This window comes from Rathayibacter sp. VKM Ac-2762 (assembly GCF_009866585.1).
Lineage (GTDB): Bacteria > Actinomycetota > Actinomycetes > Actinomycetales > Microbacteriaceae > Rathayibacter.
Map to the genome: position 1 here is coordinate 3,267,327 of NZ_CP047419.1, position 25,948 is coordinate 3,293,274.

Here is a 25,948-nt window from a genome sequence, read left to right on the forward strand (position 1 = left end):
GGTGCCCGCGGGGCCGGTGCTACCGTGGCGGCCATGAGCGCAGACGACAGCCCCGAGTTCGCAGGCTTCGAGGCCACCCCCTCCACCGATGCGGAGAAGGCCGACGACGTCCATCCCGCCGACGCCGAGGTCGAGGAGAACACGACGGCCGACGAGAGCCGCGACCCGGACCACGGCTACGACCCGATGAGCGAGAGCGGCTCCGAGAACGCCCCCGAGGACGAGGTCGGCCCCCGCGAGGACGAGGAGGGCCTGCTTCCCCCCGGCAGCACCGCCGAGGGAGCCGGCACCGCGCTCGGCGCCGACGCGATCGAGGGCGGCGAGCCCCTGGGCAAGAACGCGAGCGCCGGCACCCCCGGCCAGCTCGCCGACGAGCGCTGGCGCACCAACGGCATCAACCCGCTGGGTTGAGCCTCCTTCCGCGGCGGTCCCCGCCCGCCGCGGCGCAGTCGGCTACCTGGGATGGCCGGGCGGGTGGAGCGTCCTGCGTCCAGCTACGACGGAACGCTGACACGCGTTCCGCCGGTTCGCCTCGCGGACACAGCGGCGGTGGACGCCCGGCCGCGCGGGCCATCGACTCCTCCATCCACGGCCACGGCGGCGCGCCGTGAGGCGAACCGTCGAAACGCGTTCCAGCGTTTCGGCGTAGCCGGTCGCGACACGCTCCACCTGCCCGGCCGTTTGCGGGAGCCGACCGCGTCGCGGCGGGCGGGGACCGCCGCGGTAACGAACACCGCCGTGAGGCGAACCGTCGAAACGCGTTCCAGCGTTTCGGCGTAGCCGGTCGCGACCCGCTCCACCTGCCCGGCCTTTCCTGGGAGCCGACCGCGCCGCGGCGGGCGGGGACCGCCGCGGGAGTGAACACCGCACACAGCTGGCGTTCCGGTTGCTCGGAGGAGGAGCAGGGGTGGGCGCCGTAGCGTTCCGGGAGCGCGGCACGCCGGTCGCGCGGACGGGGAGTCCCATGTCGTTGTTCCTGAACCGCACTCGTGAGGTCCGATGGACCGAGGACGAGAGGCGGGCGCTGGCCGAGGCGGTGGCGGAGGACCGGGCCGACGCCTGGCGCGGAGTGGGTGCGCTGGATCGCACCGTCGTCGTCTCGACCGAGGATCCCGGCGTCCGCGGCGGCGCGCGCTGGCCCACCGATCACCGTGCGTTCCTGCGCGTGGACCGCGGCACCTCCGTGGTGCTCGCGACCGACGGGCTGAGCGACCCCTTCGACCGGCTCGCGTATCCCGGCACCGGTCTCGGCCTCGAGCTGTGCCTCGAGACGTCCGCCGTCCGCGGCGTCCCCACCGCCGAGCTCTGGAACCACTGGCACTTCCGCCTGCTGTACGAGGCCGCCCGACGGGCCGCCCTGCAGGGGGTGTGCTGCCGCAGCTCCCTCGACACGGCGCGGCTCGCGAACGTCGCGGCGCCGCCCGCCTGGACCGACGAGCAGGGCACCGTCGGTGTCCTCCTGGGCCTGCGCAGCCCCGGCCTGCCCGAGCGGCTCGACCTGGCGACCGGTCACGCCGACCTGGTCACCCTCACGCCACTGCGGCCGCAGGAGCACGCCCGGGCGTCGGTCGACGCGGGCGCCCGTGCCGAGATCGCCGAGCGCCTCCGGGCCCTGCCGCACGAGGAGCTCGTGCACACGGCCCGGCCGCTCGTGGTCTGAGGAGCGTCGCGGGTCAGGAGCCCTCGGCCGGCTCCGGCACCACGGTCATCTCGCCGGTGTTGTTCGCGCTCGCGATGAACTGCTCGATCCACAGGCGGTTGAGCGACGGGCGCTTGCTGCCGTGGAATCGGAAGTGCAGCGGAGTCGTCGGGTGCACCCAGACGGAGCTGCGGCCGTAGCCGGACGACTCCGGCTCGCTCCAGGAGAGGCTGAACGACTCGTTCCGCCGCATCTTGGTGAACATCGCGACCTTGAGGTGCGCGAGGAGCCGGTCCTCGAAGTCGATCTCGAGTGATTGCGGTCCGTAGATCAGTCGTCCCATTGTCTCCGCCGTGAAGTCGTGCCGACGCGCCGGAGTCCCGGACGGCGTCGCGGGCTCCGTGAGCTCGGGAGCCGCCACGGAGAGGATACCGATCCTGCGGCCCGGAGGGGTGACACGGGTTTCGCCTCCGCCGGCCGGGGGCGGGATCACCCCGTCAACGACGGACGCCCCGCCGACCGGATCCGGGGATCCTGGTCGACGGGGCGTCGGAAGTCGGAGATTACTCGCCGACGCCGCGGATGTTCGCGGCCTGCGGGCCCTTGCGGCCCTGCTCGACGTCGTACTCGACGTGCTGGTTCTCGACGAGCTCGCGGTAGCCCTGCTTCGCGATGGCGGAGAAGTGCGCGAACACGTCGGCGCCTCCGTCGTCGGGAGCGATGAAGCCGAAGCCCTTTTCGGAGTTGAACCACTTAACGGTGCCAGTAGGCATTTCTTTTCCTTATGTGTTAATGACGCCGACCGGGGCCGGCGTCGTCAGAGTCCGCACGAGTGTGCGGTACCCGCTCGACTCGGCCTCCGCGGGTGAAACACGCGTCTGCCGGAGTCGTCCGGGTCGTCTAGGGGCTGAGCTCGCGCCTCCGGGGGAGGGCGGCTCTGCGGGGGAGAACGTCCCGCGGACCGGGCGAGCCGGTGGAGCGGGGGTCGAACGAGGAACGGCGCGGCTTCCGCGGCGTCCTGTGAAGGGCGGTACCCGCGTGCGAGGCGGGCGTTCGAACCGGACGACCGAGGACGATGCTCTCGGTCGGTGCGGTCTCTATCAGGGGCTGAGTCTCTTCGTCGTCGTGCGACTTCTCAGCCGTGGAATTCGGGCGATCGCCCAGGAGATGTCTCGACTCTACGGGATCACGGCCCCCGAGCGCGACCGCCCGCGTCATACGGCGCGCCGATCCGCGTGCGCGAGGCGGCCGGAACCGCTGTCCGGGCGGGTCGCGTTGTGCCACGATACGACTCGGATCGCGCCGTTCCCCGCCGCCGATCCCCGCCACAGCCTCCCCGCCACAGCCTCCCCGCCACCGTCGCCCCGGAACGAGCCCGGAGCCCGTCCTCCCGAGGTCACCGTGCCCCTGCCTCCCCGGCCCGCCGACGCCGCGGTGCTGCTGCGCGAGCAGCGCGAGGTCGGCGTGCTCTGCGCCCGGCGGGCGGGCGGGGTGCTGACCGCCGCCTCCGCGCTGCACCTGCTCGCCCTGACGCCCGCGCAGCTGACCACGGTGCTGCCGAGCCTGGCGCTGCTGGTCGTCTCGGCGCTCGTGCAGCTCGCGCCCGGCCGATCGGTCGCGACCGGGACGAGGGCCGTGATCCTGGGATCCGCGCTGGACGTCGCGGCACTCGCCGCCTTCCTCTCGCCGGGCGTCGACGCCTCCCTCCGCGCCGTTCTGGGCGGGATCACGATGCTCGCCTCGATGGCGCTGCCGTGCGCGCTGCTCGCCGTCGGCTCCTGGCGGGGCATGCCGTGGGCCGCGGTCCTCGCGCTGCTCCCGGTCCTCGCCCTCGGCGCGGCGGCGACGGGCGCGTCCGGGCGCGCTCCCTTCGTCCTGATCTCGGTCGTCGTCTGCTGGGCGCTGCTGCTGACCGCCGCGCGGTGGCTCGCGGGCAGCGTCGCGCGTGCGCACGTCGGCACCGCCCGCCTCCGGACCGCCCACGACGCCGAGCGCCGCTCGAGCGAGAGCGAGTCCCGGCACCGCGCCGACGCGCGGCTGATGCACGACACGATCCTGGCGACGCTGACGCTGGTGGCGCACCGGGGGGAGGGCGTGCCCGCTCCCGTGCTGCGCGACCGGGCCGCCGCCGACCTGGCCCTCCTGCGCGGTCTGGAGACGGTGGAGGAGCCGGACCCGGACGGGGCGGCCGGGGTGCCGGAGGCGCTCCTCGCGCTCGGTCGGCGGTCGGCGGCGGTGGGCGTGGAGGTGCGCTGGCACGGCGGAGCGCAGCCGCGGATCCGCGCGGAGGTGCTCGACGCCGTGGTGCGCGCGACCGGGGAGTGCCTCGAGAACGTGCGGCGCCACTCCGGAGCGGACCTGGCCCACGTGAGCGTGGCGGAGGAGGCGGGCTCGCTCCGCGTCGTCGTCTCGGACGAGGGGCGCGGTTTCGACCCGGCCGCGGTGGCGGCCGGACGCCTCGGCCTCGCGGAGTCGGTCGTCGGCCGGATCGAGGCGGTGGGCGGCGCGGTCCGGGTCTTCTCGGCGCCCGGGTCCGGCGCGACCGTGCTGCTGAGCGTGCCGCTGTGAGCGGGTCGCGGCAGGAGGAGGGGACGCTCCTGGAGCTGGTCCGGGCGGCGGACAGGAGCCCGGGCGCGCTGTGGAGCATCCGCGAGCGCCTCACCCGGCCGAACCGCCTGAGCGGGAGCTACCTCGGGCTGGGCTTCCTCACGATGGCGGTGCTGCTCGACATCCGCGGAGTGATCTCGTACCTCTGGTCCCTCGACGCGCGGTCCGCGACCTGGCTGAGCGGACTCTCCTGGCTGCTGGTCGTCGCCGCGAGCGCGGTGGGGGTCTCGATCGCCCTCCGCCGCCACGGCGAGCTGCCGCGCCGGGCCTTCGCAGGCGTCCTCACCGTGGACGTGGCCGCTCTGCTGCTCGAATTCGCCGACCACGCTCTGCCGACACCGGCTCCGATGTACTACCCGTCGGTCTGCGTGGGAGTGGGCGCCGGCGTGATCGCGCTGATCACCTTCCAGCCGCTCTCGCGCTCGTTCCTCGCCCTGGTGGTCCTGGTCGGGCTCACGGCGCTCGGCCTCGTCGGCCAGGCGCTCCTCGGCGACGGAGGCGTCGCCCTCGCGGTGAGCAACGTCCTCCTCGCCGTCGCGCCCGCGGCCGTGTGCGTCGTCGTGCTCACCTCGCTCGACCAGTACGTGCGGCGCACGCTCGACCGCAGCCTGGCCGGCGGCACCGTCCACGCCGCGGACGACGAGTTCTCGCAGGTGGACGCCCGCATCGAGGAGCTCCTCGAACGGGTCCGGACGCCGGTGCCGCTGGACGAGGAGCTGGGCGAGCGGGCGCGGGTGCTCGGAGACGAGCTCCGCGAGGCGCTCGCCCGCAGCCACGACCGCACCTGGCTGAGGATCGCGGTGGAGGAGTCGGCGCTGCTGTCCTCCGCTGTCGCGATCGACGATCCGAGCGGGGCCGCGGCGCTGCTGGCCCCGCTCGACCGCTCCCGGCTGCTCTCGGCGCTCTGGCTGCTCTCCGCCCCCGCCGGGAGGACTCCGCTCGCCGTCCGCCTGGAGCCGGGCCAGGGCGGCGGGGTGGAGCTCGCCCTGGTCGCGGCGGGCATCCGCGCACGCGACCTCGACCGCGCGGTCTGGGGCATCCTCAGCGAGCTCGGCGAGCACCGCACGACGACCGACCACGGCGCGACGAGGATCCTCGTCTCTCACCGGCCCCGGAGGAGGACGACGACATGAGCGACGAGCCCGCGATCACGCTGGCCATCCTCGACGACCACCCGATCCTGCTGGCGGCGCTGGCGGAGTGGATCCGCCGCTCGGGCACGGACATCCGCGTGGCGGCGACGGCCGGCACCTGGACGGACCTGCTCGCGCACCCGGCCTTCCCGACCGACGTGGTGCTGCTCGACATCGACCTCGGCGACGAGCTCGACCTCGCCATGAAGATCCGGATCATCGCGGCCGCCGGCGCCGCCACGATCATCATCAGCACGCACTCCGAGCCGGGGACGATCAGCCGGGCGCTCGAGGCCGGAGCGCACGGCTACGTGGTCAAGAGCGAGCGGACCGAGACGATCCTCGCGGCGATCCGGGCGGCGGCGCGCGACGAGCGCTTCCTGACGGCGCAGACGCGGGAGCTGCTCGGGGCCGACCGCCCGGGCACCCTGACGCACCGCGAGCGGGAGATCGTCCGCCTCTTCGTCGACGGGATGCCGCTGAAGCAGGTCGCCACGCTCCTCGGCATCACCCAGGACGCCGCGCGGAGCTCGCTGCGCAGCGCCCGGGGCAAGTACCGGGCGGAGGGGCTGGCCGTCGGCACGAAGATCTCGCTCCGCCGGCAGGCGCTGCGCGACGGGATCGTCGAGCGCTAGGCGCGCGCTCGACGGTCCCGGGGGCCTAGACCGTCTCGGCGCGCTTCTGCCGCGCGGGCTCGGCGGGGTCGGAGGGCCCGTTCCAGATCGAGACGATGCCCCAGACGACGGCCGCGATCGGCACGGCCAGCACGGCGCCGACGATGCCGGCGAGGACGGTGCCGACGGTCAGGGCGATGAGGACGATCAGCGGGTGCAGCTTCAGCGAGCGCGCCATCACGACCGGCTGGAGGAAGTTGCCCTCGAGCTGGTTGACCCCGATGACGACCAGGATCACGATCAGCGCGGCGACCGGGCCGTTGGCCACCAGCGCGACGAGAGCGGCGAGGATGCCGGCGGCCGTGGCTCCGACGATCGGGATGAACGCGGTGAGGAAGACGATGACGGCCAGCGGGATCGCCAGGGGCACCTGGATGATCGCCAGCGCGACGCCGATGCCGATCGCGTCGACCGCCGCGACGGTCGCCGTTCCGCGGACGTAGCCGCCCAGCACGTCGACCGTCTTGTGCCCGACGCGCTTGCCGCGCTCGTAGCCCGAGCCGGTGAAGGGGCGCAGGAGGAACTCCCAGATCTTCGGGCCGTCCTTCATGAAGAAGAAGAGCACCACGATCATCAGCACGAGGCCGGTGATGAAGTTCGCCGCTGCGGAGACGCCCGCGAGCGCGCCGTTGCCGAACGAGCTGGAGGTGAGGAAGTCGACGACCGACTGGCGGGCGGACTCGATCTGCTCGTCGGTGATCTGGAACGGCAGGTGCTGCACGTAGTCCTGCAGCGAGGTGATGCCGTCGGAGGCGCTGCTGACCAGCTCGTCCCACTGGTTGCGGACCGCGACCGTGATCAGCCAGCCGACCGCGCCGAGGATCGCGAGCAGCCCGATCAGCGCCAGCCAGGTCGCGAGGATCGACGGCACGCCCTTGCGCCGCATCCACGCCAGGACCGGGTGGATCGCCGCGGCGAGGATGAGCGCGATCATCACGGGGATGAGCACCAGCGTGAGCTGCGTCATCGCGAAGACGAGCACCGAGGCCAGCAGGAGGACGATGACCACCTGGAGGCAGCGGGTGGCGAACCGGCCGAGGCCGTCGCTCCAGACCCGCCGCTGCGGATCAGGTGCGCTCGGCTGCGGCGCGGCGGCGCTGGTCGAGGAGTCGTTGCGGTCGAAGAAGCCCATGGAGGGACGGTATCGGCTCGGGCCGACCTGCCGTCCCTCCTTGACACCCCGGCCGCGCCGCGGCGATCCGGCCTGCCGACAGCGGTGTGCTTCTTCTACCGCCCTGGTACGGGAATGGGCAGCTGACCTATTCGGCGCGGCCGGTAACGCTCACGTCGCTCCCCGAGGCGACGACGGACGGGAGCTCCACTGTGGCACCGAAGATCGTCGTGTAGGACTGAACCCCCGCGGAGAGAGCCGTGAACGCGATGATGTCGTCTTCGAGCAGACGCTGCGGAGTCGAGCCGGCGATGGTCACGAGGATGGTGTCCTCCCAGAAATCTCGACTGTATCCAGGCTCGCGTGTGATGTTCACGCGGTACGTTCCGCCTGCGTCCTGAATGATCTTCCCTTCGAACTTGTAGTAGGAGCCGGCCGCGGCGTTCCCGGCTCGGAAGAGGTCCTCGTAGCCGATCGCCACAGCTGCCGCCTTCGCGGCAGCTGCCTCAGCGGCCTGCTTCTCTGCAGCCAGCCGCTCTTCCTTCGCTGTCTTATCGCTCTCGACCGCCTCGACGGCAAGGTCGACTCTGTCGCTACCCCGGTCGAGAGCTTTCTCGCGCTCATCGAGTTCTGCGGTCGCAGCTTCCACTTCTTCGCGGCTGACGGCGCTCGTGTCGAGCTGGGCGGCGGCGAGGTCCGCCTCCTCTTTCTCCGCGCGCTCGAGAGACTCCTGCAGCAGAGTGAGCAGGGCGGCATTGTCGAGGTCATCGGCTCCGACCGAGAGAGATTCGGCTCTGGCGTCCGAGGTCGATTCCTGGTGGGCTCGGAATGTCGAATCGTGCCGCTCGAGTGCGGTCTGGTAATCCTCGACTGCTTCGGCCTTGGCCTTCTCGGCCTCGGCTATCGCGTTCGTCACACCGATTCCGATGACGACCAGGGCAGTGGCGAGAACAAGTCCGCCGGCCGCGAAGAGGACAGAGCGCCGAGGGCGGCGAAAGCGAGTGCGGGGTCGGGGAGCCTCTGTGTCCTCAGAACCCGTTGAGCCCTCCTGCCCGGCGTCTCCGGTTGTCTCGTGAGCCGAATGCGATTCGTCGCCTATTTCCTGATGCCCGCTCATAGCGTGTCCCCTGTTCTCGCTTTCGATGAAGCGAGCCTGACAGTACCGGGACATGGCGTCCCGATCGACATCGATCCGCCTCGTGCGCGCGCGGAGACACCGGCCTTGCTGACTCGTGATGGGCCGCCGACACGAATCCTCGCGCCCGTCCGAGCAAGGCCGTGCGGACAGTCATGTGCGGAATCCGTCGCGGCCGCAGAGCATCGCACGGTGGAATTACCCATTCGAGCCGCCGGAGCCCTGCGGATCGTTGCGGCGGCGACGGATTCCGCACTACAGTCGCCGTGTTCATGCAGGTGCATGGGGTGCGGTACCCGAAGCCGCACTGCACCGCCCTGCTCGGAGCAGACGCCTCCGCCGGGAGGGATGACGATCCTCTCTCCCGGCGGGAGGCGGACCGGGCGGATCCGCCCGGCCGCCGCCGGCGCTAGGCCGGGACGCGCACCGTCAGCCCGCCGGGCTCGATCCAGGTGCGGAACGCCGAGGTCGAGCCGAACGGGTCGCCGTCGAGCTCGATCTCCTGCGCGTGCTCGAGGCGGACCGTGAGGTCGCGGCCCTTCACGTACCGCAGGGCCGACACCTCCTTGGTCAGGCCCATCAGCTTCTTGCCGACGACGCCGCTGCGGCGGAGCACGCCGTTCTCCCACACCACCTTGAAGATGATCTGCACCCAGCCGAAGAAGCCCTCGGGGCGCAGCAGGACGATGTCGAACTCGCCGTCGTCGACGGCCGCGTCCGGCAGCAGGAGGATGTTCGCCGGCAGGGCGCCGCAGTTGCCCACGATGATCGTGTGCGCGCGCACCTTGCGGGTCTTCGAGCCGTCGAGGCGGTAGCGGAACTCGAGCTGGTTCTTGTCGAGCAGGGCCTTCCGCAGCGCGTCCACGTAGGCGAGCCAGCCGGCCCGCTTCTTGAGGTCGTCGTCGGTGTTGGCGAGCATCTTCGCGTCGATCCCGAGGCCCGCCATCACGACGTAGGCGTGGCGGTCGCGGCCCGTGGAGGTCTCGATGTCGATCATCCCGACGTCGATCGCCCGGTCCTGTCCGGAGAACGCGACGGTCAGGGAGTTGTCGATGTCGTCGAGCGTGAGGTTCAGGTTGCGGGCGAGCAGGTTGCCGGTGCCGGAGGGCAGCAGCGCGAGCGAGGCGTCGGAGCCGCGGAGGGCCTCCGCCACGACGCGGACCGTCCCGTCGCCGCCGGCCGCGATCACGACGTCGGCGCCCGCGGCGAGGGCCTCCTTCGTCTGACCGGCTCCGGGGTCCTCGACGGAGGTCTCGTACCAGAGCGTCTCCTCCCAGCCGGCGGCCTCCTCGGCGCGCTTCACAGCGGCCTTCACGGACTCCAGGTCGACCTTGACGGGGTTGTAGACGAGGGCGGCACGGCGGCGCTCAGGCATCGTCGCGGCTCTCGTCGAGCTCGTCGCCGTTCTCGTCGACACGGCCCGGACGCACGGCGGCGTCCTCGCGGATGTCGATGCGGGTGTCGCCGGCCTCGGTGGTGGAGACCTCGATGCGCGGGGCCGCGTCGGCCTCCGTCGCCTTCGGGGCGCTGGTCAGCTGGTCGTGGCGGTCGTCCGCGCTCTGGTCGGTCATGCCTGGACGGTAGCAGCGGGCGATCCGCGCCCGCGCGGGCTTGCGTCAGCGGCCGCGCGCCGCCTGAAGACCCCAGAGCACGAGCGGGATCTGGAGCGGGAGGCGCAGCAGCGTGATCACCCGGGTCCGAGGCCGACGGGCGTCCCGCGCCATCTGCACGTTGCCGGGGAGGACGGCGGCCATCAGGGCGGCGGAGGCGAGACCGCCGGCCGCGCGGGTCCGCGGGTGCAGCGTCGCGGCCGCGCAGACCAGCTCCGCCGCTCCCGAGACGAGGACCCATCCGCGCGCCGAGCCGGGCATCCCTCGCGGGACCACCGCGTCGAAGGTCCGCGGGTGCACCAGGTGGACGACTCCCGAGACCGCCATCGCCGACACGAGCACGAGCGGGCCCGCGCCCAGGCGGCTCATCGGCCCTCCGCCCCGCGCTCGAGCGGAGCGACGTGGTCGAGGATCCGGCGCCACTCGCGCACGAGCGCCAGCCGGCCGGCTCCGTCGACGGTCACGGTGCGCGCCCGCGCGAGGCGGCCGCGGTACCAGCGGCCGTCCTCGGCGCTCGCCACCGGGTCCGCGTCGCCGTGGACCAGGAGCGTCTCGGCGGTCACCCGGTCGAGGTCGTCGGCCCAGGAGCCGTCGCGGAGCGCCGCGAGGTCGGTCGCGGCGCCGCTCGGGCCCTGCCGCCAGCCCTCGGAGAGCATCCGCTCCAGCCGGTTGCGCAGTCCGCCGTGGGTGGCGAGCACCGGGTCGTCGGAGTCGATCCCGAGCGCGTCCAGGCCCGGCTGCGTCTGCGGGAGGGCGGCGGCGATCGCGTCGGCGTCCTCCCCGCGGAGGGTCTCGCGCCGCTCCCACGCGCTGGTGGGGTGCACGATCACGCCGGCCTGCGGGGGCGCGGGGGTGCCGACCAGCGCGAGGCGGTCCACGAGGTCGGGGTGCCGGGCCGCGAGCGAGAGCGCGAACGCGCCGCCGGAGCCCCAGCCGACCACGCCGACGCTGCCGAAGCGGGCGCCCTCGACCATGCGGGCGGTGCGCTCGGAGCGGCGCAGGTACTCGGCGAGGTCGTCCGCGCGGTCCTCGACGCGGCCGTGAGCGGCGTCGACCGGGTCCGAGGCGCCGTAGCCGGGGCGGTCGAGGATCAGCAGGTGCAGGCCCCACGGGCCGGTGACAGTGGGGTCGGGGTCGAAGCCGCCGGCTCCGGGAGTGGGGTGGCAGAACACCACCAGCCGGTCGGCGACGGGATCGCCCGCCGCCGAGACGCCCATCCCGCGGCCGGACCGCAGCTCGAAACGGTGGTTCGCCATGTCGCCTCCCGGGTGCGCCGAGGGTCGGCGCGTCGCCCCCAGTCAAGCGGAGACGGCGGCCCGCGCGCTGGGCCTTGTGCCGGAGCGGGAGCAGTCGGACGCGTCCGGAGCGGGCGTGCTCGCGGTCGCCTTCGTCGCCGAGCGCGGCGACCTCCCGCCCCTGGTCGTCGAGTCGATGGACGGGCTCCTCGCGCTCGTCTCGGGACTGCGCCTGTAGCCCCTGCCCCCCGCGGAGGTCGACCCCCGTGGCAGGTGGCAGGCGGCCGCCCAGCGTGCTGGGAGCGGGCCGGCACCGCCGCCGCCCCGTGCTGCCGCGGATGATCGAGCAGGGGCGGGGCAGCGTGATCACCACCTCCTCCGTCGCCGGGCTCGACGGCGCCCCGGGCCTCAGCCCCTCCGTCGCCTCGAAGCACGGGGTCGCCGGGCTCACCAAGAGCGCGGCCCTCGAGGTCGCGGGCACCGGCGTCCGGGTCGACTCGATCCACCCGTCGCCCGTGAACACGCGGATGATGCGCTCGATCGAGGCGGGAGCCGTCGACGCCGACGCACCGTCCGTTCGCCCGATGTCCACGTGACGCCGCGGAGGAGGGGAGCGAGGATGGGGGCGTGTCCCGTCGCCTCCTCCTCCCCGTCGCCGGCGTCCTCGCCGCGGCCCTCGCCGCCGGCGGGCTGACGCTCCTCGTCTGGACGATCGACGAGACGCCGTTCGCACGGCCCGACGCCGGCTTCGACCGTCTGACCAGCGAGGTCGCCGCGGTGCCCGGAGTCTCCCTCGACGGCGCCGAGCGCTGGGTCGAGGCGCCGGCGTTCGGCCCGCCGACCTCGTGGGTCGGGGTCGCGGTCGAGGAGCCGGCGCTCGCCGACGCCCTCGCGACGGCCTGCGCGACCGAGTACGCGGATCCGGTGCTGTGGTCGTTCCGGGCGATTTCCGCCGGCGGGAACGCCCTCTCCTTCGCGGGCGCGGAGGAGCCGATCGGCGCGTGCCCCGCTCCCGCCGTCGACGCGTCGGCCCTGCTCGAGCGGATCGACGGCCTCGGCCGCGGCCTGGAGCTGTACGCGTCGCTCCGCGAGGGGTCCTTCGCCCTCGACTCCTTCGAGGACGTCTCCGGCGGGCTGCCCGCGCTGCTCCCGATCGTCCGGGCGGCGGAGGACCTGCGGGACGCTGCGGGCGCGGAGCGGGGCGCCCCGGTCGAGATCTCCGGCCCGTGGGCCGCGATCACCGTCGGTCCCGGCGAGCAGGAGCGGATTGCCGCGCTGATCACGACCCTCGTCGAGGAGCACGGCGTCACCGCCTACTGGGCGACCGAGGACGGCCTGCGGATCGTCGCGCCCGACGGCGGGCACGCCGCGATCGAGGCCGCCGTGCGCGACTCCGGGCTGCCGGTGGCCGACCGGCCCCTGCGCTTCGAGGCCGACGAGTCCTGACGCCGGGCGGCCGTCACGCGCGCCAGGCCGCCAGCTCCTCCGGGGTCGCCAGGACGCGGTGGGTCGGCGAGAGCTCGTGGACGCTCCCGGCCGAGTAGTCGATCCCGAGCGCGACCGGGTCGTACGGCTCGGAGGGGGCGCGGCGGCGCATCGCGCGCGGGTCCGCCGAGAGCACGGCGCGCAGCAGCGAGCGGGTGTAGGGGTGCACGGGGCCGGAGAAGATCTCGGCGGTCGTGCCCGTCTCGACCAGGTGGCCCTTGTGCATGACGCCGATCCGGTCGGAGATGTACTTCACCATCGCGAGGTCGTGGGCGATGAAGAGGTACGCGGTGCCGAGCTCCTCCTGGAGCGCGCGCATCAGGTTCACGACCTGCGCCTGGATCGAGACGTCGAGCGCCGAGACGCACTCGTCCGCGATCACGAGGTCGGGCTGCATCACGAGCGCGCGGGCGATGCCGATGCGCTGCCGCTGGCCGCCCGAGAACTGGTGCGGGTAGCGGTCGGCGTGCGAGCGGTCGAGGCCGACCTTCTCGAGGATCGCGTAGACCTTCTCGTCGCGCTCGGCCGCCGAGGAGTACCGGCGCTGGGTGGTGAGTCCCTGCGCGACGATGTCGAAGACGGTCTTGCGCGGATTGAGGCTCGACATCGGGTTCTGGAAGATCATCTGGATGCTGGAGCGCAGGTGGTCGCGCTGGGCGGCGTCGAGCCGGCCGCTGATCGTGCGGCCCGCGAGCACGACCTGGCCGTCGGTCGGGTCGATCAGCCGGATGATCGAGCGGCCGATCGTGGACTTGCCGCTGCCGGACTCGCCGACCAGCCCGAAGGTCTCGCCGCGCCGGATCTCGAAGTCGACGCCGCCGATCGCGGTCACGTGGTGCCGCCGGCCCAGCCGGAACACCTGGGTGAGGCCGCGCACCGAGAGCAGGGCGGGCGCGGAGTCGGGCGTCGGAGCGAGTGCGGTCACGGGGTCGGTCCTTCACTGGGGGCGAGCATGGCGTCGATCTTGGCGCGCAGCGGCGCCGGCATCTCGACCGGGGGAGCGGAGGGGTGGCAGAGCCACGAGGCGACCCGGTGTCCGCCGCCCACGTCGAAGAGGGGCGGCTCCTCGACGAAGTCGATCTCGAGCGCGAACGGGTTCCTCGGAGCGAAGGGGTCGCCCGGCGCGCGGTTCACCAGGCTCGCCGGGCTGCCGGGGATGGCGAACAGCTCGGGGGAGTCGGTGGTCAGGTCCGGCATCGCGGAGAGCAGGCCCCAGGTGTAGGGGTGCCGCGGGTCGTAGAAGACCTGCTCGGCGGTGCCCTGCTCGATGATCCGTCCGGCGTACATCACGCTGACGTGGTCCGCGACGGTCGCGACGACGCCGAGGTCGTGGGTGATGAAGATCACCGAGAGCCCGCGGTCCGCCTGCAGGCGCTTCAGCAGCTCGAGGATCCGCAGCTGGATCGTCACGTCGAGCGCGGTCGTCGGCTCGTCGCAGATCAGCACGTCCGGGTTGCACGACAGCGCGATGGCGATGTTGACCCGCTGGCACATGCCTCCGGAGAGCTGGTGGGGGTACTGCTTGAACCGCCGCTCCGGATCGTCGATGCCGACCTCGCCGAGCAGCTCCACGGCCCGGGCGCGCGCCTCGCGACGGCCGAGCCCGAAGTGCTCCTGGATCCCCTCCATCACCTGCTTGCCGACCGACATCGTCGGGTCGAGGCAGGTCAGGGCGTCCTGGAACACCATCGCGATGCGGCGCCCGCAGATCTCGCGGCGGATCGCCGACTCGGGCATCGCCGCGATGTCCTTCGCGGTCACCGTGCCGTCGTCGCTCCGGTGCGAGAACTCGATGCTGCCCGCGGTGATCCGCTGGTTGCGGGCCATCAGGCCGAGGATCGCGCGCGCCGTGACCGACTTGCCGCTGCCGGACTCGCCGACGATCGCGACCACCTCGCCCTCGTGCAGGTCGAAGCCCAGTCCGCGGATCGCCTCGACGCTGCCGCCCTCGTTGTCGAACGAGATCGCCAGATCGCGCACCGACAGGAGGACCCTGCCGCGCTCCGGTCCGGCCGTGTCCTGGCGGGTCGTGCCCGTGCTGCTCTCGGTCATGTCAGTGGCCTCTCGAGTGGGACAGTCGCGGATCGGTGGCCTCTTTCAGCCCGTCGGCGACGAGCGTGAACGCCACCATGAGCAGGCCCAGCACGACCACGGGGACGATCACGAGGAACGGATAGGAGAGGAACGACTTGTAGCCGACGCTGACGAGCGAGCCGAGCGAGGCCATCGGCGCCTGGACGCCCAGGCCCACGAACGACAGGTACGACTCGGTGAAGATCGCCGACGGGATCGAGAACATGCTCATCGTCACGATCGGGCCGATGATGTTCGGGAGGATCTCGACGAACACGATCCGGCTGTCCCGCGCTCCGAGGGTGCGCGAGGCGAGCACGTACTCCTCCGTCTTCTGGCGCAGCGCCTGCGCGCGGCTGACGCGGCTCATCGCCAGCCAGTTGCTCAGCAGCAGGCCGAAGACGATGGCGCCGATGCCCGGCCCGACGGCGACCACGAAGAGCGTCACGATCACCAGCTGCGGGATGCCGGAGAGCACCTCGACCACGCGCTGCATCGCCGAGTCGGTGCGACCGCCGAAGTAGCCCGAGACCAGGCCGTAGGTCATGCCGATGACGACGTCGATCGCGAAGGCGATCACGGCGATCAGGAGCGAGACGCGGGTGCCGCTCCAGACCCGCGACCACACGTCGCGGCCCAGCTCGTCGGTGCCGAAGAGGAAGTAGGTGCCGGGCGGTAGGCCCGCCGCGGCGTACGCGTCCTGGCCGTCGCGGGTGCCGTCGAGGATCCCGAGGCCCTCGAGCAGCGGCACGCGCGGCGGGAGGAAGCGCGAGCCGACGTCCGCTCCTCCTCCGGCTGCGGGGAAGAAGGGGACCACCAGGCTCAGCACGACGATGACCACCAGCAGCACCAGGCCGACCATCGCCGGCCAGTTGCCGCGGAAGCGCCGGGCGATGTCGCGGCCGCCGCCGCGGATGATGCGGGTGGAGGTGGTCGGCGGCCCGGCGGGCCGGTTGCCCGGCGAGACGAGGCGCAGGCCCTCGGGCGGGACGCCGGCGTCGAGGCCGGCCGTGGGGGAGACGCGGTCGCTCATGCTGCCTGTCCTGCCAGTCGGATGCGGGGGTCGATCAGTCCGTAGAGCACGTCGACGAGCAGCATCACGAGGATGTAGATGATGCTGTAGACGAGGCTGATCGCGATGACGATGTTGTAGTCGACGTTCTGGATCGCCGTGAGCAGCAGCTGGCCCAGGCCCGGCGCTCCGAAGATCTGCTCGATGACGACGGAGCCGGTGATCAGGCCGATCAGCAGCGGCGAGAGCACCGTGATGATCGAGACCAGGGTGTTGCGCAGCGCGTGCCGGCCGATCACCTTGGAGGGGCCGATGCCCTTCGCCTTCGCCAGGAGGATGTAGTCGCTCTCGAGGCAGTCGAGCATCTCGGAGCGGGCGTAGCGGGCGGTCACCGCCATCACGTAGGCGGCGAGCGAGATCGTCGGCAGCACGCTCGAGGTGAAGGGGTCCGACTCGGAGTACCGGATCGGCAGCAGCTTCCACTCGAAGCCGACGAAGTAGACCAGCAGCAGCGCGATGACGAACGACGGGACGCTGAAGGCGATCACCGAGACGAACGTCGAGAGGTTGTCGAACCAGCCGCGCGGGCGGATCGCCGAGACGATGCCGATCAGCAGTCCCAGCGCCACGCCGAGGACGAGGGCCTGCAGGCCGATGCGGATCGTGACGGGCAGGCGGCTGCCGAGCATCTCCGAGACGGGGAAGTCCGGGATGAGGTTGTACGAGATGCCGAAGTCGCCGCGGGCGAGGTTCACCAGGTAGGTGCCCAGCCGCAGCAGCACCGGCTCGTCGAGCCCGTACTTCTGCGTGAGGAGCGCCTTCTGCACCGCGTCGAGCTTCTCGCTGTTGAAGGGCGAGCCCGGGAGCAGCTGCAGCAGCGCGAACATCACGATCGCGATCGCGATGATCGTGAAGACCGAGGTGAGCAGCCGGGTGGCGACGTACTTCGTCACCGGCTCGACCCCTCGGCGAGCACGGCGCGCTCGCCGTCCTCGGGGATGCCGGCCCAGGAGCGGGCGTGGAACTGGGTCAGCCCCACGCGCACCAGGGCGCGGCGGGCGAGGGAGTCGATGATCTCCTCCACCGAGGCGGGCCGCGTGTAGAAGGCGGGGACCGGCGGCGCGATGATGCCGCCCGAGCGGGCCACCGCGTCCATCGCGGCCAGGTGGCCGCGGTGCAGCGGCGACTCCCGCACCATCAGGAGCGTCGGCACGCCCTCCTTGAGGCAGACGTCGGCCGCCCGCGTGATCAGGTTGTCGGCGAGGCCGTAGGCGATGCCGCTCAGGGTCTTGATCGTGCAGGGCGCGATCACCATCGCCGTGGCGGGCGTGGACCCCGACGCGATGGAGGCGCCGATGTGCGCGGGCCGGTGGGCCGTGTCGGCGAGCGCCTCCACCTGCTTCTGGGTGAGGCCGCACTCCTGGTCGAGCGTCATCGCGCCCGCCTTCGAGACGATGACGTCGCTGCGCAGCCCCGGATCCATCCGCAGCAGCTCGAGGATGCGGACCCCGATCCCGACTCCGGAGGCGCCGGTGATGGCGACGATCACGCGGCCGGGGGGCTCCTGGCGGGTGCGGTTCATGCGAGGCCTTCCTTGTCGAGGGTGAGCACGGACTGCGCGAGCGCGTGCACGCCCACCGCGATGTCCGTGATCCCGGTGTACTCCTCCGGGCAGTGGCTGCGGCCGTCCTGCGAGGGGATGAAGATCATGCCGATGGGTCCCAGTCTCGCCATCTGCACCCCGTCGTGCCCGGCTCCGCTGTAGAGGCGGGCGGCGGGGTGGCCGAGGCGCTCGATGGAGCGGCCGATGCCGTCCGCGAGGCGGGGGTCGATGGCCGTGGGGCGCTCCCAGGGCAGCCAGGTCACCTCGTGGCCGAGGCCGCGCGCCGCCGCCTCGGAGGCCGCGGCCTCGGCGATCTGCTCGCGGGCGAGGGTGAACCAGCCGGGGTCGGGGCTGCGGAACTCCGCGGTGACCAGGGCGCTCTCGGTGACGACGCTGGTCGCCTCCGGAGTGAACGTGACGGAGCCGACGGTGCCGACCGCCTCCGCGGCCCGGGAGGCGATGCGCTCGACCGCGAGGACCACTCCGGCCGCGGCGCAGCCGGCGTCGTGCCGCAGCGCCATCGGCATGGTGCCCGCGTGGTCGCGGCGGCCCGAGAAGAGGGTGCGGAACCGCGAGATGCCCGCGATCGAGGTGACGACTCCGAGCGGCAGCCCCTCGCGCTCGAGGACCGGGCCCTGCTCGATGTGCAGCTCGAGGAAGCCGAGCACTTCGTCGGGGCTCCAGCGGGTGCCCGAGAGCGGGTCGGACCATCCGGCGGCCCCCAGGGCGGCGCCGAGGGTGCGCCCGGTGTCGTCGGTCGCCGAGAGGTGCTCGCCCGTGAGGGAGCCGGCCAGCGCGCGGCTGCCCAGGCAGGAGAGCTCGAAGCGGTTGGCCTCCTCGTTGTAGAAGTCGACGACGCGCAGGTCGTGGTGGAGCCGGATCCCCGACTCCTGCAGCAGGCGCGCCACCTCGATCGCGCCCAGCACGCCGACGACGCCGTCGTAGCGCCCGCCGCCGTCCACCGTGTCCGTGTGCGAGCCGATCACGATCGCGCGGCGGGCGGCTCCCGTGCCGGCGAGGGTGCCGATCACGTTGCCGATCCCGTCGATCCGGACCTCCAGGCCCGCGGAGCGCATCCGCTCGGCGACCCAGTGGCGGGAGTCGGTGTCGACCTCGGTCATCGCCACGCGGCTCCAGCCGGGGCGCGAGGAGTCGACGAGGCCGGCGATCTCGTCGAGGTCGAGGGCCAGCCGGCCGGCGTCGGGGAAGCGCACGTCGGGGGTCATCGCGGGTCCTCCCCGTCGTCGGCCAGGGAGCCGTGCACGACGACGGCGGGGCGGAGGGCGACTCCGTCGGCGACGAGGGCGTCGCGCACGCGGCGGAGGACGTCCCCGGGCGGGACGGCCAGCTCGGCGCCGAGCGCGCGGTCGCCCTCCTTGCGGGTCGCGTCCATCCCGACCTTCGTCACGGTGCCGCCGACCTGCATCGGCACGTTGCGGTCGGTGGCGACCCCGTCGACCAGCATCAGGTCGCGGTCCCACCGCATCCGGCTCGTCCGGGCCCAGTGCACGTGCTCCATGTCCCAGGCGTCCACGTCGGAGTCGACGACGGTGACCTGCTTGACCATGCTGACGGCCGCGAACGCGCCGAACATCACGCGCTTGGCGGTGCCCGGACGGCCGTTCGCGATCGCGACCACCACGTCGACCCGGCCGCCGCCGGAGTGCGTGACCGCCACGTCGACGATGTCGCAGCCGACGTTCCGCAGCGCGTGCCGGATGCCGGCGGCGATGGGCAGCGCCGCGATGTAGCTGTGCTCCGAGGAGAGGCCGGGCAGGATCACCTGGACCTCGGGGGACTCGCGGCGGGTCACGGCGGTGACCTCGAGGGTGATCCCGTCGCCGTAGTCCTCGTACATGCCGTGGTACTCGTTCACGAGGCCCTCGTGCACCGGCCGGTCGGCGTGCAGGATCCCCTCGATCACGATCTCCGCGTCGGCGGGGACGAGCACGTCGCTCGTCGTGGCCCGCGCGACCCGCACCTCCTCGCCGAGCAGGTGCGCGGCGTGCTCCAGCTCGTCGTCGCCCAGGGCGAGGTAGCAGCAGGCGGCGAGCTGCACGGCCGGGTGCGCGCCGAGGACCACGGCGACGGGGAGCCCGCCGACGGCCGCGGCCGAGCGCGAGAGCGCGGTGAGGTGGTGGTTCGGCGCGATTCCGACGAAGCCGGTGGTCGCGTCGAGCGGCTTGATCCGCGCGTAGGAGGCGTTGCGGTGCCCGGTCACCGGGTCGAACGCCACGATGAGCCCGGCGGTGAGGTAGCCGCCGGAGTCCTTCTCGAACCAGACCGGAGCGACGACCTCCTCCCACACGGACGCGGCGGGCAGGCGCACGGCCTGCACCGGAGCGTCCTCGACCACGCGCACCGGGGTGCGGTCGGCGACCGCGGCGGTGAGCCGGTCGAGCAGCTCGTCGACCCGGCAGCCGACGGCGCGGGCGATCCGCTCGCGGCTGGAGAGCACGTTGCCGACGACCGGGTGGGCCGAGCCGGCGACCGAGGTCAGGCGCACGGCCGGGCCGCGGTCCAGCAGCGCGAGCACGCTCGCCAGCTCGAAGCGGGCGTCGACGGTGCGCTCGACGGTGACGAGCTCGTCGGCGGGCAGCGCGTCGACGAAGGCGCGGAGGGACTGCTCGCCCATCAGGCGGCCCTCGCGACGAAGCGTCCGTCGCCCGGCTCCGCGAGCAGGCCCTCGGCCCGGCTGAAGACGGGGGTGCCGCGGACGACGGTGGTCTCGAGGCGGCCGGGGAAGGACATCCCGGCGTAGGGGCTCCAGGTGGCGGTCGAGAGCATCGGGGTGTCGTCGATCACGGTCGTGCCGGACGGGTCGACGACGGCGAAGTCCGCGTCCAGGCCCGCCTCGATCGCGCCCTTGCGGTGCCCGAGGCCGAACGCGCGGGCGGGGTTCGTCGCGAGGACCTCTGCGGCACGCAGCAGCGAGAGGCGGCCGCCGAGGTAGCCGGCGCCGATCACGATCGGCAGCAGGGTCTGCACGCCGGGCGCTCCGGAGGCGTTGTCGAAGATCACGTCGGCGCTCTTCTTCGCCAGCGGCCACGGCGCGTGGTCGGAGGTCACCAGGCCGATCCGGCCGTCGGCGAGCGCCTCCCACATCCCGCGGGCGTGCTCGGCGGTCCGCAGCGGCGGGTTGATCTTGCCGAGCGCGCCGAGCCGCTCCATGTCGTCCTCGGTGAGGACGAGGTAGTGCGGGCAGGTCTCCAGCGTCGCGTCGAGCCCGCGGGCGGCGCTCGCCGTCACGAGCTCGACGGTGCCGGGGAGGCTCGCGTGGAAGATGTGGAAGGGCACGCCTGCCGCAGAGGCGAGCTCGAGCCCGAGCGCCACCGAGGAGGTCTCGGACACGGGCGGGCGGCTGCGGACGTGGTCGAGGGGGGCGGTGCGGCCCGCGGCCCTCGCCGCCGCGACGAGCGCGCCGATGATCTCGCCGTCCTCCGCGTGCACGCCGACGCGGACGCCGCGGTCGGCCATGATCGCGAAAGCCTCGAGCAGCTGGTCGGAGGGGATGCGGGGGAAGCGGATCGGGTCGGTCTCGAACAGCGAGACCTTGAATCCGCAGACGCCCTCGTCGATCATCCCGGCCACGTCCCGCGCGCCGTCCCCGGGGCGGACCGTGCCGTGCAGGGCGACGTCGACGACGGCCTCGCGCTCGAGGCGCTCGCGCTTGGCGACGACGGCGGCGGCGGTGTTCACCGGGCTGCCCGCGTCGTAGGGCATGTCGAGGATCGTGGTCACCCCGCCCGCGGCGGCGGCCGAGGTCGCGCCGGTGAACGTCTCGGCCGGCTCCGAGAAGGCGTGGACGTGCGCGTCGACCGCGCCGGGCAGGACGAGCATCCCCGCGCCGCCGATCACGACCGAGGCCTCCGTGAGGGCGCGCGCCGCCTCGCGTCCGCCGAGCACGGCGGCGATGCGGCCGTCCTCGACGACCACCGCCCCGTCCTCGATCACGGCGCCCGGCGTGACGACGCGGCCGTGGACGACCGTCCCGCCCGCGGTCACCGCACGGCTCCGATGCGCGCCTCGACGGCGGTGAGGACGGTGCCGAGCACGACCATCGCCTGCGCGTTGATCATCTGCTCCGACTGGTAGATGTCCTCGCGGGTCATCGGCACGATCGAGCGGACCGCCTCGTAGGCGGCCGTGCTGCCCTCGCCGAGCGCCCGGTCCTCCAGGTGCGGCGACGCGAGGTCGATGCCCTGGGTGGCGAGGATGAACTCCACTCCGAGGATCACCTGCGTGTTGTGGATGATGCTGCGCGCCTTCCGCGAGGAGAAGGTGCACATCGAGACGTGGTCCTCCTGGTTCGCCTTCGTCGGGATCGAGTCGACGACGGAGGGGAAGCACAGCACCTTGTTCTCGGAGGCGATGGCGGCCGCCGCGCAGTGCACGATCGAGAAGCCCGTGTTGAGGCCGAGCTGGCCGCCGACGAGGTTGAGCGGCAGGCCGTAGCTGAGGTTGGGATCGGTGAGGCGGAACGAGCGGCGCTCCGAGATGGCGCCGATCTCGGCGACCGCGATCGCGATGAGGTCGGCCGCGACGCCGATCGGCTCGCCGTGGAAGTTGCCGCCGGAGAGGACGTCGTAGCCGCCCTCGCCGTCCGGGAGCACCAGCGGGTTGTCGGTCGCGGCGTTGGCTTCGCGCACCAGCAGCGTCTGCGCGAACAGGAGCGACTCGCGGGTCGTGCCGTGCACCTGCGGCGCGCAGCGCAGCGAGTAGGCGTCCTGCACGCGCGGCTTGTAGACGCCGCCGACGCGCTGCTCGTCCGGGAGGCGGAGGCGGCGCGCCTCCTCGACGGTGCGCTCGCTGCCCGCGGTGAGGGCGCGGACGTTCGCGGCCACGTCGACCTGGCCGGGGGCGTTGCGGGCGAGGTGGATGCGCTCGTCGAACGCGTCGAGCTCGCCGCGGATCGCCTCGAGCGAGAGCGAGAGGGCCACGTCCGCCTGGCGGGTGAGGCTCCACGCGTCGTGCAGGGCGAGGCAGGCGGTGGCGAGCGAGATGGTCGAGCCGTTGATCAGGGCGAGGACGTCCTTGGGCTTGAGCTCGAACTCGGTGGCGAGCCCGGCGGCCGTGAGGGCCTCGACGGCGGGCATCCGCACGCCGCGGTGGTAGGCCTCGGCCTTCTCGTGGCCGACCATCACGCTGACCATGTGCGCGAGGGGGGCGAGGTCGCCCGAGGCGCCGACCGAGCCCTGGCCCGGGATGACCGGGAGGACGTCGGCGTTGAGCATCGCGATCAGGCGGTCGATGCACTCGATCCGCACGCCCGACATGCCCTTGGCGATCGCGTTGGTGCGCAGCAGCAGGAGCGCGCGGGTCTCGTCGAGAGGGAGCGGCTCGCCGACGCCGGCGGAGTGGGAGTTGATGACCAGGCGCTGGAAGCGGGCCTGGTCCTCGGCGGGGACGCGGACGTCCATCAGCCGGCCGAGCCCGGTGTTGATGCCGTAGATGGCGGGGGCGTCGGGGGCGAGGAAGTGCTCGTCGACGTAGGCGCGGGCCTCGTTCGTGACCCGGCGGGCCTCGTCGCTGAGGACGACCTCGGGGAACGTGCCGTCCGAGAGCCCGCGGGCGACGAGCGCGATGTCCTCGATCGTGAGCGTGAAGCCGTCGATCTCGACGAAGTCGGGCTGAGAGGAGCCGATCGTGGCGGTTCCGCTCGTCTGTGCCAGTTCAGTCATGGGAGTGAGTCTCTTTCGTTGATCCGGCTTCGGAGCCTCGGTCGTTCGGTGGTAGTGGCTCAAGTCTGCATAGAACGCGGGCGAGCGGCAAGTCAGCCGAACAGAAGCGCCGATGCGACGCTGCTGCCGAAGCGGATTCGGCTGCGTGCGGCAGTGAGGGCTCTCGGCCGAACGATGTTCGGCGCCGCGCCCCTCGCGCCCCGCGCACGACGAAGGGCCGCCCGCCGCGCTCGAGGCGCGGGCGGACGGCCCTGCAGAGGTGCGGTCGCGCTCAGCCGGCCGGGGCCGCGTGCACGGTCCGAGGGTCGTTGAACGACTGGACGCGGCCCGAGAACTCCGACTCGAGGTCGAGCAGCTCCTGCGCGGCGAAGAACGCCATGCCGCTGTGGCCCGGGTACTCCTCCGGCATCAGCTCGTTCGAGTAGGTGTTGCCCATCTCGGCGAGGTTCGCCCGGCCGGCCTCGATCATCCCGGCCATGGACGCCTTCATCGTGAAGTGCATCGTGACCAGCTGGAAGCCCAGCTCCGCCAGCTGCGCGAACGACATCTGCTCGAGGCCGCGCTTGGCGTTGATGTCGGCGAACATCTTCAGCCCCGGCACCCGGCGGGCCACCTCGGCGGCGTCCGCGAGGGTCGTGACGTTGACCACGACCGTCGCGTGCGCTCCGAGGGCGACGCAGTCGATCATCCGCTGGATGCCCTCCTCCAGGTTCGCGCTGCCGTAGTTGCTGCGCGCGATCACCATGCAGTCGGTGCCCTCGACTGCGCGGACGGCGGCCCGCACCTTCGCGTAGTACTCCTCGCGGGGGATCATGTTGTCGGCCGAGACGTCCCGGGCGTAGCCGGGCTCGAACTCGTCCTCCATCAGCACCGCCATCGCGCCGGCCTTGGCCACCCGCCTGCAGGTCTCGTAGACCTGCAGGGGACTCGCGCCGAAGCCGTCCTCGATGTCGACCGCGAGCGGCAGCGGCGACATGTCGACGATCCGCTCCACCGCCCAGAGGAGCTCCTCCAGCGAGAGCAGTCCGAGGTCGGGGATGCCCTTCATCGACATCGACACCTCCGATCCGCTCAGCAGCATCGCCTCGAAGCCGGCCAGCTCGACCGCTCGGGCGGAGGAGCAGTCGAAGACGCAGGGGGCCAGGACGCTCCCGGATTCCATCAGCTCGCGCAGGGTCCTCGTCGCGGTCATCGTGCCGTCTCCTCTCGGGGGGTGGTTTGCATCAGTCGTCCTTCGTGACGAGGCGGTAGTTCCAGGTCAGGCTCACGTTGCGGACCTCCATGCCCTGCACGGCGGGGTTGATCAGCATCGCGATGCCGTTCTGCACGGTCGGGATCACCGCCACGTCGCCCATCAGGATGTCCTCCGCGTCGTGCAGGCTCTGCCAGCGCGCCTCCGGCTGGGAGAGCATGTCGGCGGTGCGGGCCGCGGCGATGATCGAGTCGTACTCCGGGTTCGCATAGCCGCCGAAGTCGCGGGCGGAGGTGGAGGACAGCAGCTCCAGGAACGCCATCGGATCCTTGTAGTCGGGGCCCCAGCGGAAGAGGTAGAGGTCGAAGTCGCCGGCCGTGGCCTGCTCGTTCGCCGTCGCCTTGGGCTGGCTGGTGAGCTCGATGCTCAGACCGGGCAGGTTCGCCTCCCACTGCGAGGCGACGTACTCGGCCTGCGCGATCGAGGCCTCGTCGTCCCAGTACGAGAGCGTGAGGCTCACCGAGTCGGTGCCCAGGGCGGCGAGGCCCTTCGTCCAGGCGGCCTGCGCCGCGTCGAGGTCGTAGGCGAGGTAGCTGCCGCCCGTGTCGCGGAACTGCTTCCCGTCGGGTCCGACCGCCAGGTTCTGACCGACGAAGTAGTCGGCCGGCTGGGCGCCGTTCTTCAGCACCTCGTCGGCGAGCGCCTCCTTGTCGAAGGAGGTGGCCAGCGCGGTGCGGATGTCCTCGTTCGCGAGCGCCGGGTTCTGGAGGTTGGGGTAGAAGTACCACATGTGCACCTCGAGCGCCGTGGTCAGCTCGGGGGAGTCGGTGTAGCGGTCGATCAGGCTTCCGGAGATCTCGGTGAAGTCGAGGTCGCCGCTCTCCTGGAGGAGCGCCGCGGTCTGCGAGTCCTTCACGACCTGCCACTTGATCGCGTCCAGGTCGATGCCGGAGGCGTTCCAGTAGTCGGCGTTCCTGGCGACCGAGAAGTTGTTCGCGAAGTCCCACGAGTCCCAGACGAAGGGCCCGTTGTAGATCGTCGTCTCGGGGGTCTGGCCGTAGGTGTCGCCCACGCTCTCCAGGTAGGCCTGGTTCACCGGGAGGAACGCCGGCCGCACCAGCAGCGCCTGGAAGTAGGGCACGTCTGCGGCGAGCTGCACCTGCAGGGTCTTGTCGTCGAGCGCCGTGACGCCGAGCTGGGTGTAGTCCATCCCCTCGTTGACGATCTCGTTCGCGTTCCTGATGCCGGCGGCGACCGCCTCGTTGCTGTTCGGGGCCGCGGTGGCCGGGTTCACCAGGCGCTTCCACGAGTACTCGAAGTCCTGCGCGGTGACCGGCGTCCCGTTGCTCCACGATGCGTCGCGGATCGTGAAGGTGTAGGTCAGGCCGTCGTCGGACTTCTCGACGCTCTCCGCCATCAGCGGGTCGATCTGGCCGTCGGCGTCGAGCGTGTAGAGGCCGTCGAAGACGGCGGTGAGCACCTCGTTCGACATGCCGTCGTTCACCTTGTGCGGATCGACGGCCTGCAGGGGGAGCAGCTTGCCGACAGTGAGGACGTGGGAGGACGTGCCGGCCTGGCTCGACGACGTCGAGTCGGTGCCGCAGGCGGACAGCAGGCCGACGGCCGCGGTCATCGCGACCGCCGCCATCAGGAGCTTCGGGAGCCGTTTCATGGGAGGAGGTACCCCTTCGTGTGTGGTGCATCGGGAGACTCGGGGGAGTCGGGAGGGTGCGGCGTCATCGAGGGGACTGGCGCATG

General features: G+C 72.4%; 27 protein-coding genes. 8 read left to right on the forward strand and 19 right to left on the reverse strand.

Annotation, left to right across the window (positions count from 1 at the left end):
• Nucleotides 1–33: 33 nt before the first annotated feature.
• Nucleotides 34–411, forward strand: a complete 378-nt coding sequence (locus tag GTU71_RS15305; RefSeq protein WP_159940892.1) for a hypothetical protein — start codon at nucleotides 34–36, stop codon at nucleotides 409–411.
• Between the two features lie 553 nt (nucleotides 412–964).
• Nucleotides 965–1,660: a hypothetical protein gene (locus tag GTU71_RS15310; protein ID WP_159940894.1), complete on the forward strand. Its 696-nt coding sequence runs from the start codon at nucleotides 965–967 to the stop codon at nucleotides 1,658–1,660.
• 13 nt (nucleotides 1,661–1,673) lie between these two features.
• On the opposite strand, the gene GTU71_RS15315 is transcribed toward GTU71_RS15310, so the two are convergent.
• Together GTU71_RS15315 and GTU71_RS15320 are read right to left on the reverse strand one after the other, a co-directional pair.
• A complete protein-coding gene (locus GTU71_RS15315) occupies nucleotides 1,674–1,982 on the reverse strand; it encodes a hypothetical protein (protein WP_104226101.1) in 309 nt (102 codons plus the stop codon).
• A 220-nt stretch (nucleotides 1,983–2,202) separates the two neighbouring features.
• The gene (locus GTU71_RS15320; protein WP_055786246.1) at nucleotides 2,203–2,412 is read right to left on the reverse strand and encodes a cold-shock protein; all 210 of its coding nucleotides are present in this window, start codon (nucleotides 2,410–2,412) and stop codon (nucleotides 2,203–2,205) included.
• 628 nt (nucleotides 2,413–3,040) lie between these two features.
• Here GTU71_RS15320 and GTU71_RS15325 point away from each other — a divergent pair.
• From GTU71_RS15325 to GTU71_RS15335, 3 genes are read left to right on the forward strand one after another with little or no spacing between them, the layout of a single operon-like run.
• Nucleotides 3,041–4,207: an ATP-binding protein gene (locus tag GTU71_RS15325; protein WP_159940896.1), complete on the forward strand. Its 1,167-nt coding sequence runs from the start codon at nucleotides 3,041–3,043 to the stop codon at nucleotides 4,205–4,207.
• On the forward strand, nucleotides 4,204–5,379 hold the full coding sequence (locus tag GTU71_RS15330; RefSeq protein WP_159940898.1) for a hypothetical protein: 1,176 nt from the start codon (nucleotides 4,204–4,206) through the stop codon (nucleotides 5,377–5,379). The genes GTU71_RS15325 and GTU71_RS15330 overlap by 4 nt, the downstream gene beginning before the upstream one ends.
• A complete protein-coding gene (locus GTU71_RS15335) occupies nucleotides 5,376–6,014 on the forward strand; it encodes a response regulator (RefSeq protein WP_104246949.1) in 639 nt (212 codons plus the stop codon). Before GTU71_RS15330 ends, GTU71_RS15335 begins: the two co-directional genes overlap by 4 nt.
• A gap of 25 nt (nucleotides 6,015–6,039) precedes the next feature.
• Here the strand turns inward: GTU71_RS15335 and GTU71_RS15340 are convergent, their stop codons facing one another.
• The 6 genes from GTU71_RS15340 to GTU71_RS15365 all read right to left on the reverse strand — a co-directional run bounded on the left by GTU71_RS15340 (nucleotide 6,040) and on the right by GTU71_RS15365 (nucleotide 11,165).
• Nucleotides 6,040–7,185 carry an AI-2E family transporter gene (locus tag GTU71_RS15340; protein WP_159940900.1) on the reverse strand — a complete coding sequence of 382 codons (1,146 nt, stop codon included), beginning with the start codon at nucleotides 7,183–7,185 and terminating at the stop codon, nucleotides 6,040–6,042.
• Nucleotides 7,186–7,312: 127 nt separating this feature from the next.
• Complete coding sequence (locus tag GTU71_RS15345) at nucleotides 7,313–8,281, reverse strand: hypothetical protein (protein ID WP_159940902.1); 969 nt, start codon at nucleotides 8,279–8,281, stop codon at nucleotides 7,313–7,315.
• A 427-nt stretch (nucleotides 8,282–8,708) separates the two neighbouring features.
• Nucleotides 8,709–9,674, reverse strand: a complete 966-nt coding sequence (locus tag GTU71_RS15350) for a diacylglycerol kinase family protein (RefSeq protein ID WP_104222931.1) — start codon at nucleotides 9,672–9,674, stop codon at nucleotides 8,709–8,711.
• Nucleotides 9,667–9,870: a multidrug transporter gene (locus tag GTU71_RS15355; RefSeq protein WP_104222930.1), complete on the reverse strand. Its 204-nt coding sequence runs from the start codon at nucleotides 9,868–9,870 to the stop codon at nucleotides 9,667–9,669. Before GTU71_RS15355 ends, GTU71_RS15350 begins: the two co-directional genes overlap by 8 nt.
• Before the next feature lie 45 nt (nucleotides 9,871–9,915).
• Nucleotides 9,916–10,278: a hypothetical protein gene (locus tag GTU71_RS15360; RefSeq protein WP_159940904.1), complete on the reverse strand. Its 363-nt coding sequence runs from the start codon at nucleotides 10,276–10,278 to the stop codon at nucleotides 9,916–9,918.
• A complete protein-coding gene (locus tag GTU71_RS15365) occupies nucleotides 10,275–11,165 on the reverse strand; it encodes an alpha/beta hydrolase (RefSeq protein WP_104261538.1) in 891 nt (296 codons plus the stop codon). The genes GTU71_RS15360 and GTU71_RS15365 overlap by 4 nt, the downstream gene beginning before the upstream one ends.
• Before the next feature lie 76 nt (nucleotides 11,166–11,241).
• Between GTU71_RS15365 and GTU71_RS15370 the strand changes: the two genes are divergently transcribed.
• From GTU71_RS15370 to GTU71_RS15380, 3 genes are read left to right on the forward strand one after another with little or no spacing between them, the layout of a single operon-like run.
• Nucleotides 11,242–11,382 (forward strand): hypothetical protein, encoded by a 141-nt coding sequence (locus GTU71_RS15370; protein ID WP_159940906.1) that lies wholly within the window; start codon nucleotides 11,242–11,244, stop codon nucleotides 11,380–11,382.
• A gap of 28 nt (nucleotides 11,383–11,410) precedes the next feature.
• Nucleotides 11,411–11,740, forward strand: coding sequence for an SDR family NAD(P)-dependent oxidoreductase (locus GTU71_RS15375; protein WP_208543599.1), 330 nt, complete (start codon nucleotides 11,411–11,413; stop codon nucleotides 11,738–11,740).
• 31 nt (nucleotides 11,741–11,771) lie between these two features.
• Complete coding sequence (locus GTU71_RS15380) at nucleotides 11,772–12,590, forward strand: hypothetical protein (protein WP_159940908.1); 819 nt, start codon at nucleotides 11,772–11,774, stop codon at nucleotides 12,588–12,590.
• A gap of 13 nt (nucleotides 12,591–12,603) precedes the next feature.
• Here the strand turns inward: GTU71_RS15380 and GTU71_RS15385 are convergent, their stop codons facing one another.
• From GTU71_RS15385 to GTU71_RS15435, 11 genes are all read right to left on the reverse strand, one after another.
• Nucleotides 12,604–13,554, reverse strand: a complete 951-nt coding sequence (locus tag GTU71_RS15385) for an ABC transporter ATP-binding protein (protein ID WP_104249941.1) — start codon at nucleotides 13,552–13,554, stop codon at nucleotides 12,604–12,606.
• Nucleotides 13,551–14,681, reverse strand: coding sequence for an ABC transporter ATP-binding protein (locus GTU71_RS15390; protein WP_104249940.1), 1,131 nt, complete (start codon nucleotides 14,679–14,681; stop codon nucleotides 13,551–13,553). Before GTU71_RS15390 ends, GTU71_RS15385 begins: the two co-directional genes overlap by 4 nt.
• Before the next feature lies 1 nt (nucleotide 14,682).
• Nucleotides 14,683–15,735: an ABC transporter permease gene (locus tag GTU71_RS15395; protein WP_104238807.1), complete on the reverse strand. Its 1,053-nt coding sequence runs from the start codon at nucleotides 15,733–15,735 to the stop codon at nucleotides 14,683–14,685.
• Entirely contained in the window at nucleotides 15,732–16,667 is a 936-nt protein-coding gene (locus GTU71_RS15400; RefSeq protein WP_159940910.1) for an ABC transporter permease, read from the reverse strand. The genes GTU71_RS15395 and GTU71_RS15400 overlap by 4 nt, the downstream gene beginning before the upstream one ends.
• Nucleotides 16,664–17,296 carry a UbiX family flavin prenyltransferase gene (locus tag GTU71_RS15405; protein WP_104238809.1) on the reverse strand — a complete coding sequence of 211 codons (633 nt, stop codon included), beginning with the start codon at nucleotides 17,294–17,296 and terminating at the stop codon, nucleotides 16,664–16,666. The genes GTU71_RS15400 and GTU71_RS15405 overlap by 4 nt, the downstream gene beginning before the upstream one ends.
• Nucleotides 17,293–18,543, reverse strand: coding sequence for a M20 family metallo-hydrolase (locus tag GTU71_RS15410; protein ID WP_159940912.1), 1,251 nt, complete (start codon nucleotides 18,541–18,543; stop codon nucleotides 17,293–17,295). The genes GTU71_RS15405 and GTU71_RS15410 overlap by 4 nt, the downstream gene beginning before the upstream one ends.
• Entirely contained in the window at nucleotides 18,540–19,952 is a 1,413-nt protein-coding gene (locus GTU71_RS15415) for a UbiD family decarboxylase (protein ID WP_159940914.1), read from the reverse strand. The genes GTU71_RS15410 and GTU71_RS15415 overlap by 4 nt, the downstream gene beginning before the upstream one ends.
• Nucleotides 19,952–21,322: a dihydroorotase family protein gene (locus tag GTU71_RS15420; RefSeq protein ID WP_159940916.1), complete on the reverse strand. Its 1,371-nt coding sequence runs from the start codon at nucleotides 21,320–21,322 to the stop codon at nucleotides 19,952–19,954. Before GTU71_RS15420 ends, GTU71_RS15415 begins: the two co-directional genes overlap by 1 nt.
• Entirely contained in the window at nucleotides 21,319–22,998 is a 1,680-nt protein-coding gene (locus GTU71_RS15425; RefSeq protein ID WP_104238813.1) for a histidine ammonia-lyase, read from the reverse strand. Before GTU71_RS15425 ends, GTU71_RS15420 begins: the two co-directional genes overlap by 4 nt.
• 271 nt (nucleotides 22,999–23,269) lie before the next feature.
• Nucleotides 23,270–24,190 (reverse strand): isocitrate lyase/PEP mutase family protein, encoded by a 921-nt coding sequence (locus GTU71_RS15430; protein WP_104284021.1) that lies wholly within the window; start codon nucleotides 24,188–24,190, stop codon nucleotides 23,270–23,272.
• A gap of 31 nt (nucleotides 24,191–24,221) precedes the next feature.
• A complete protein-coding gene (locus tag GTU71_RS15435; protein WP_159940918.1) occupies nucleotides 24,222–25,862 on the reverse strand; it encodes a peptide ABC transporter substrate-binding protein in 1,641 nt (546 codons plus the stop codon).
• Between the last annotated feature and the right edge of the window lie 86 nt (nucleotides 25,863–25,948).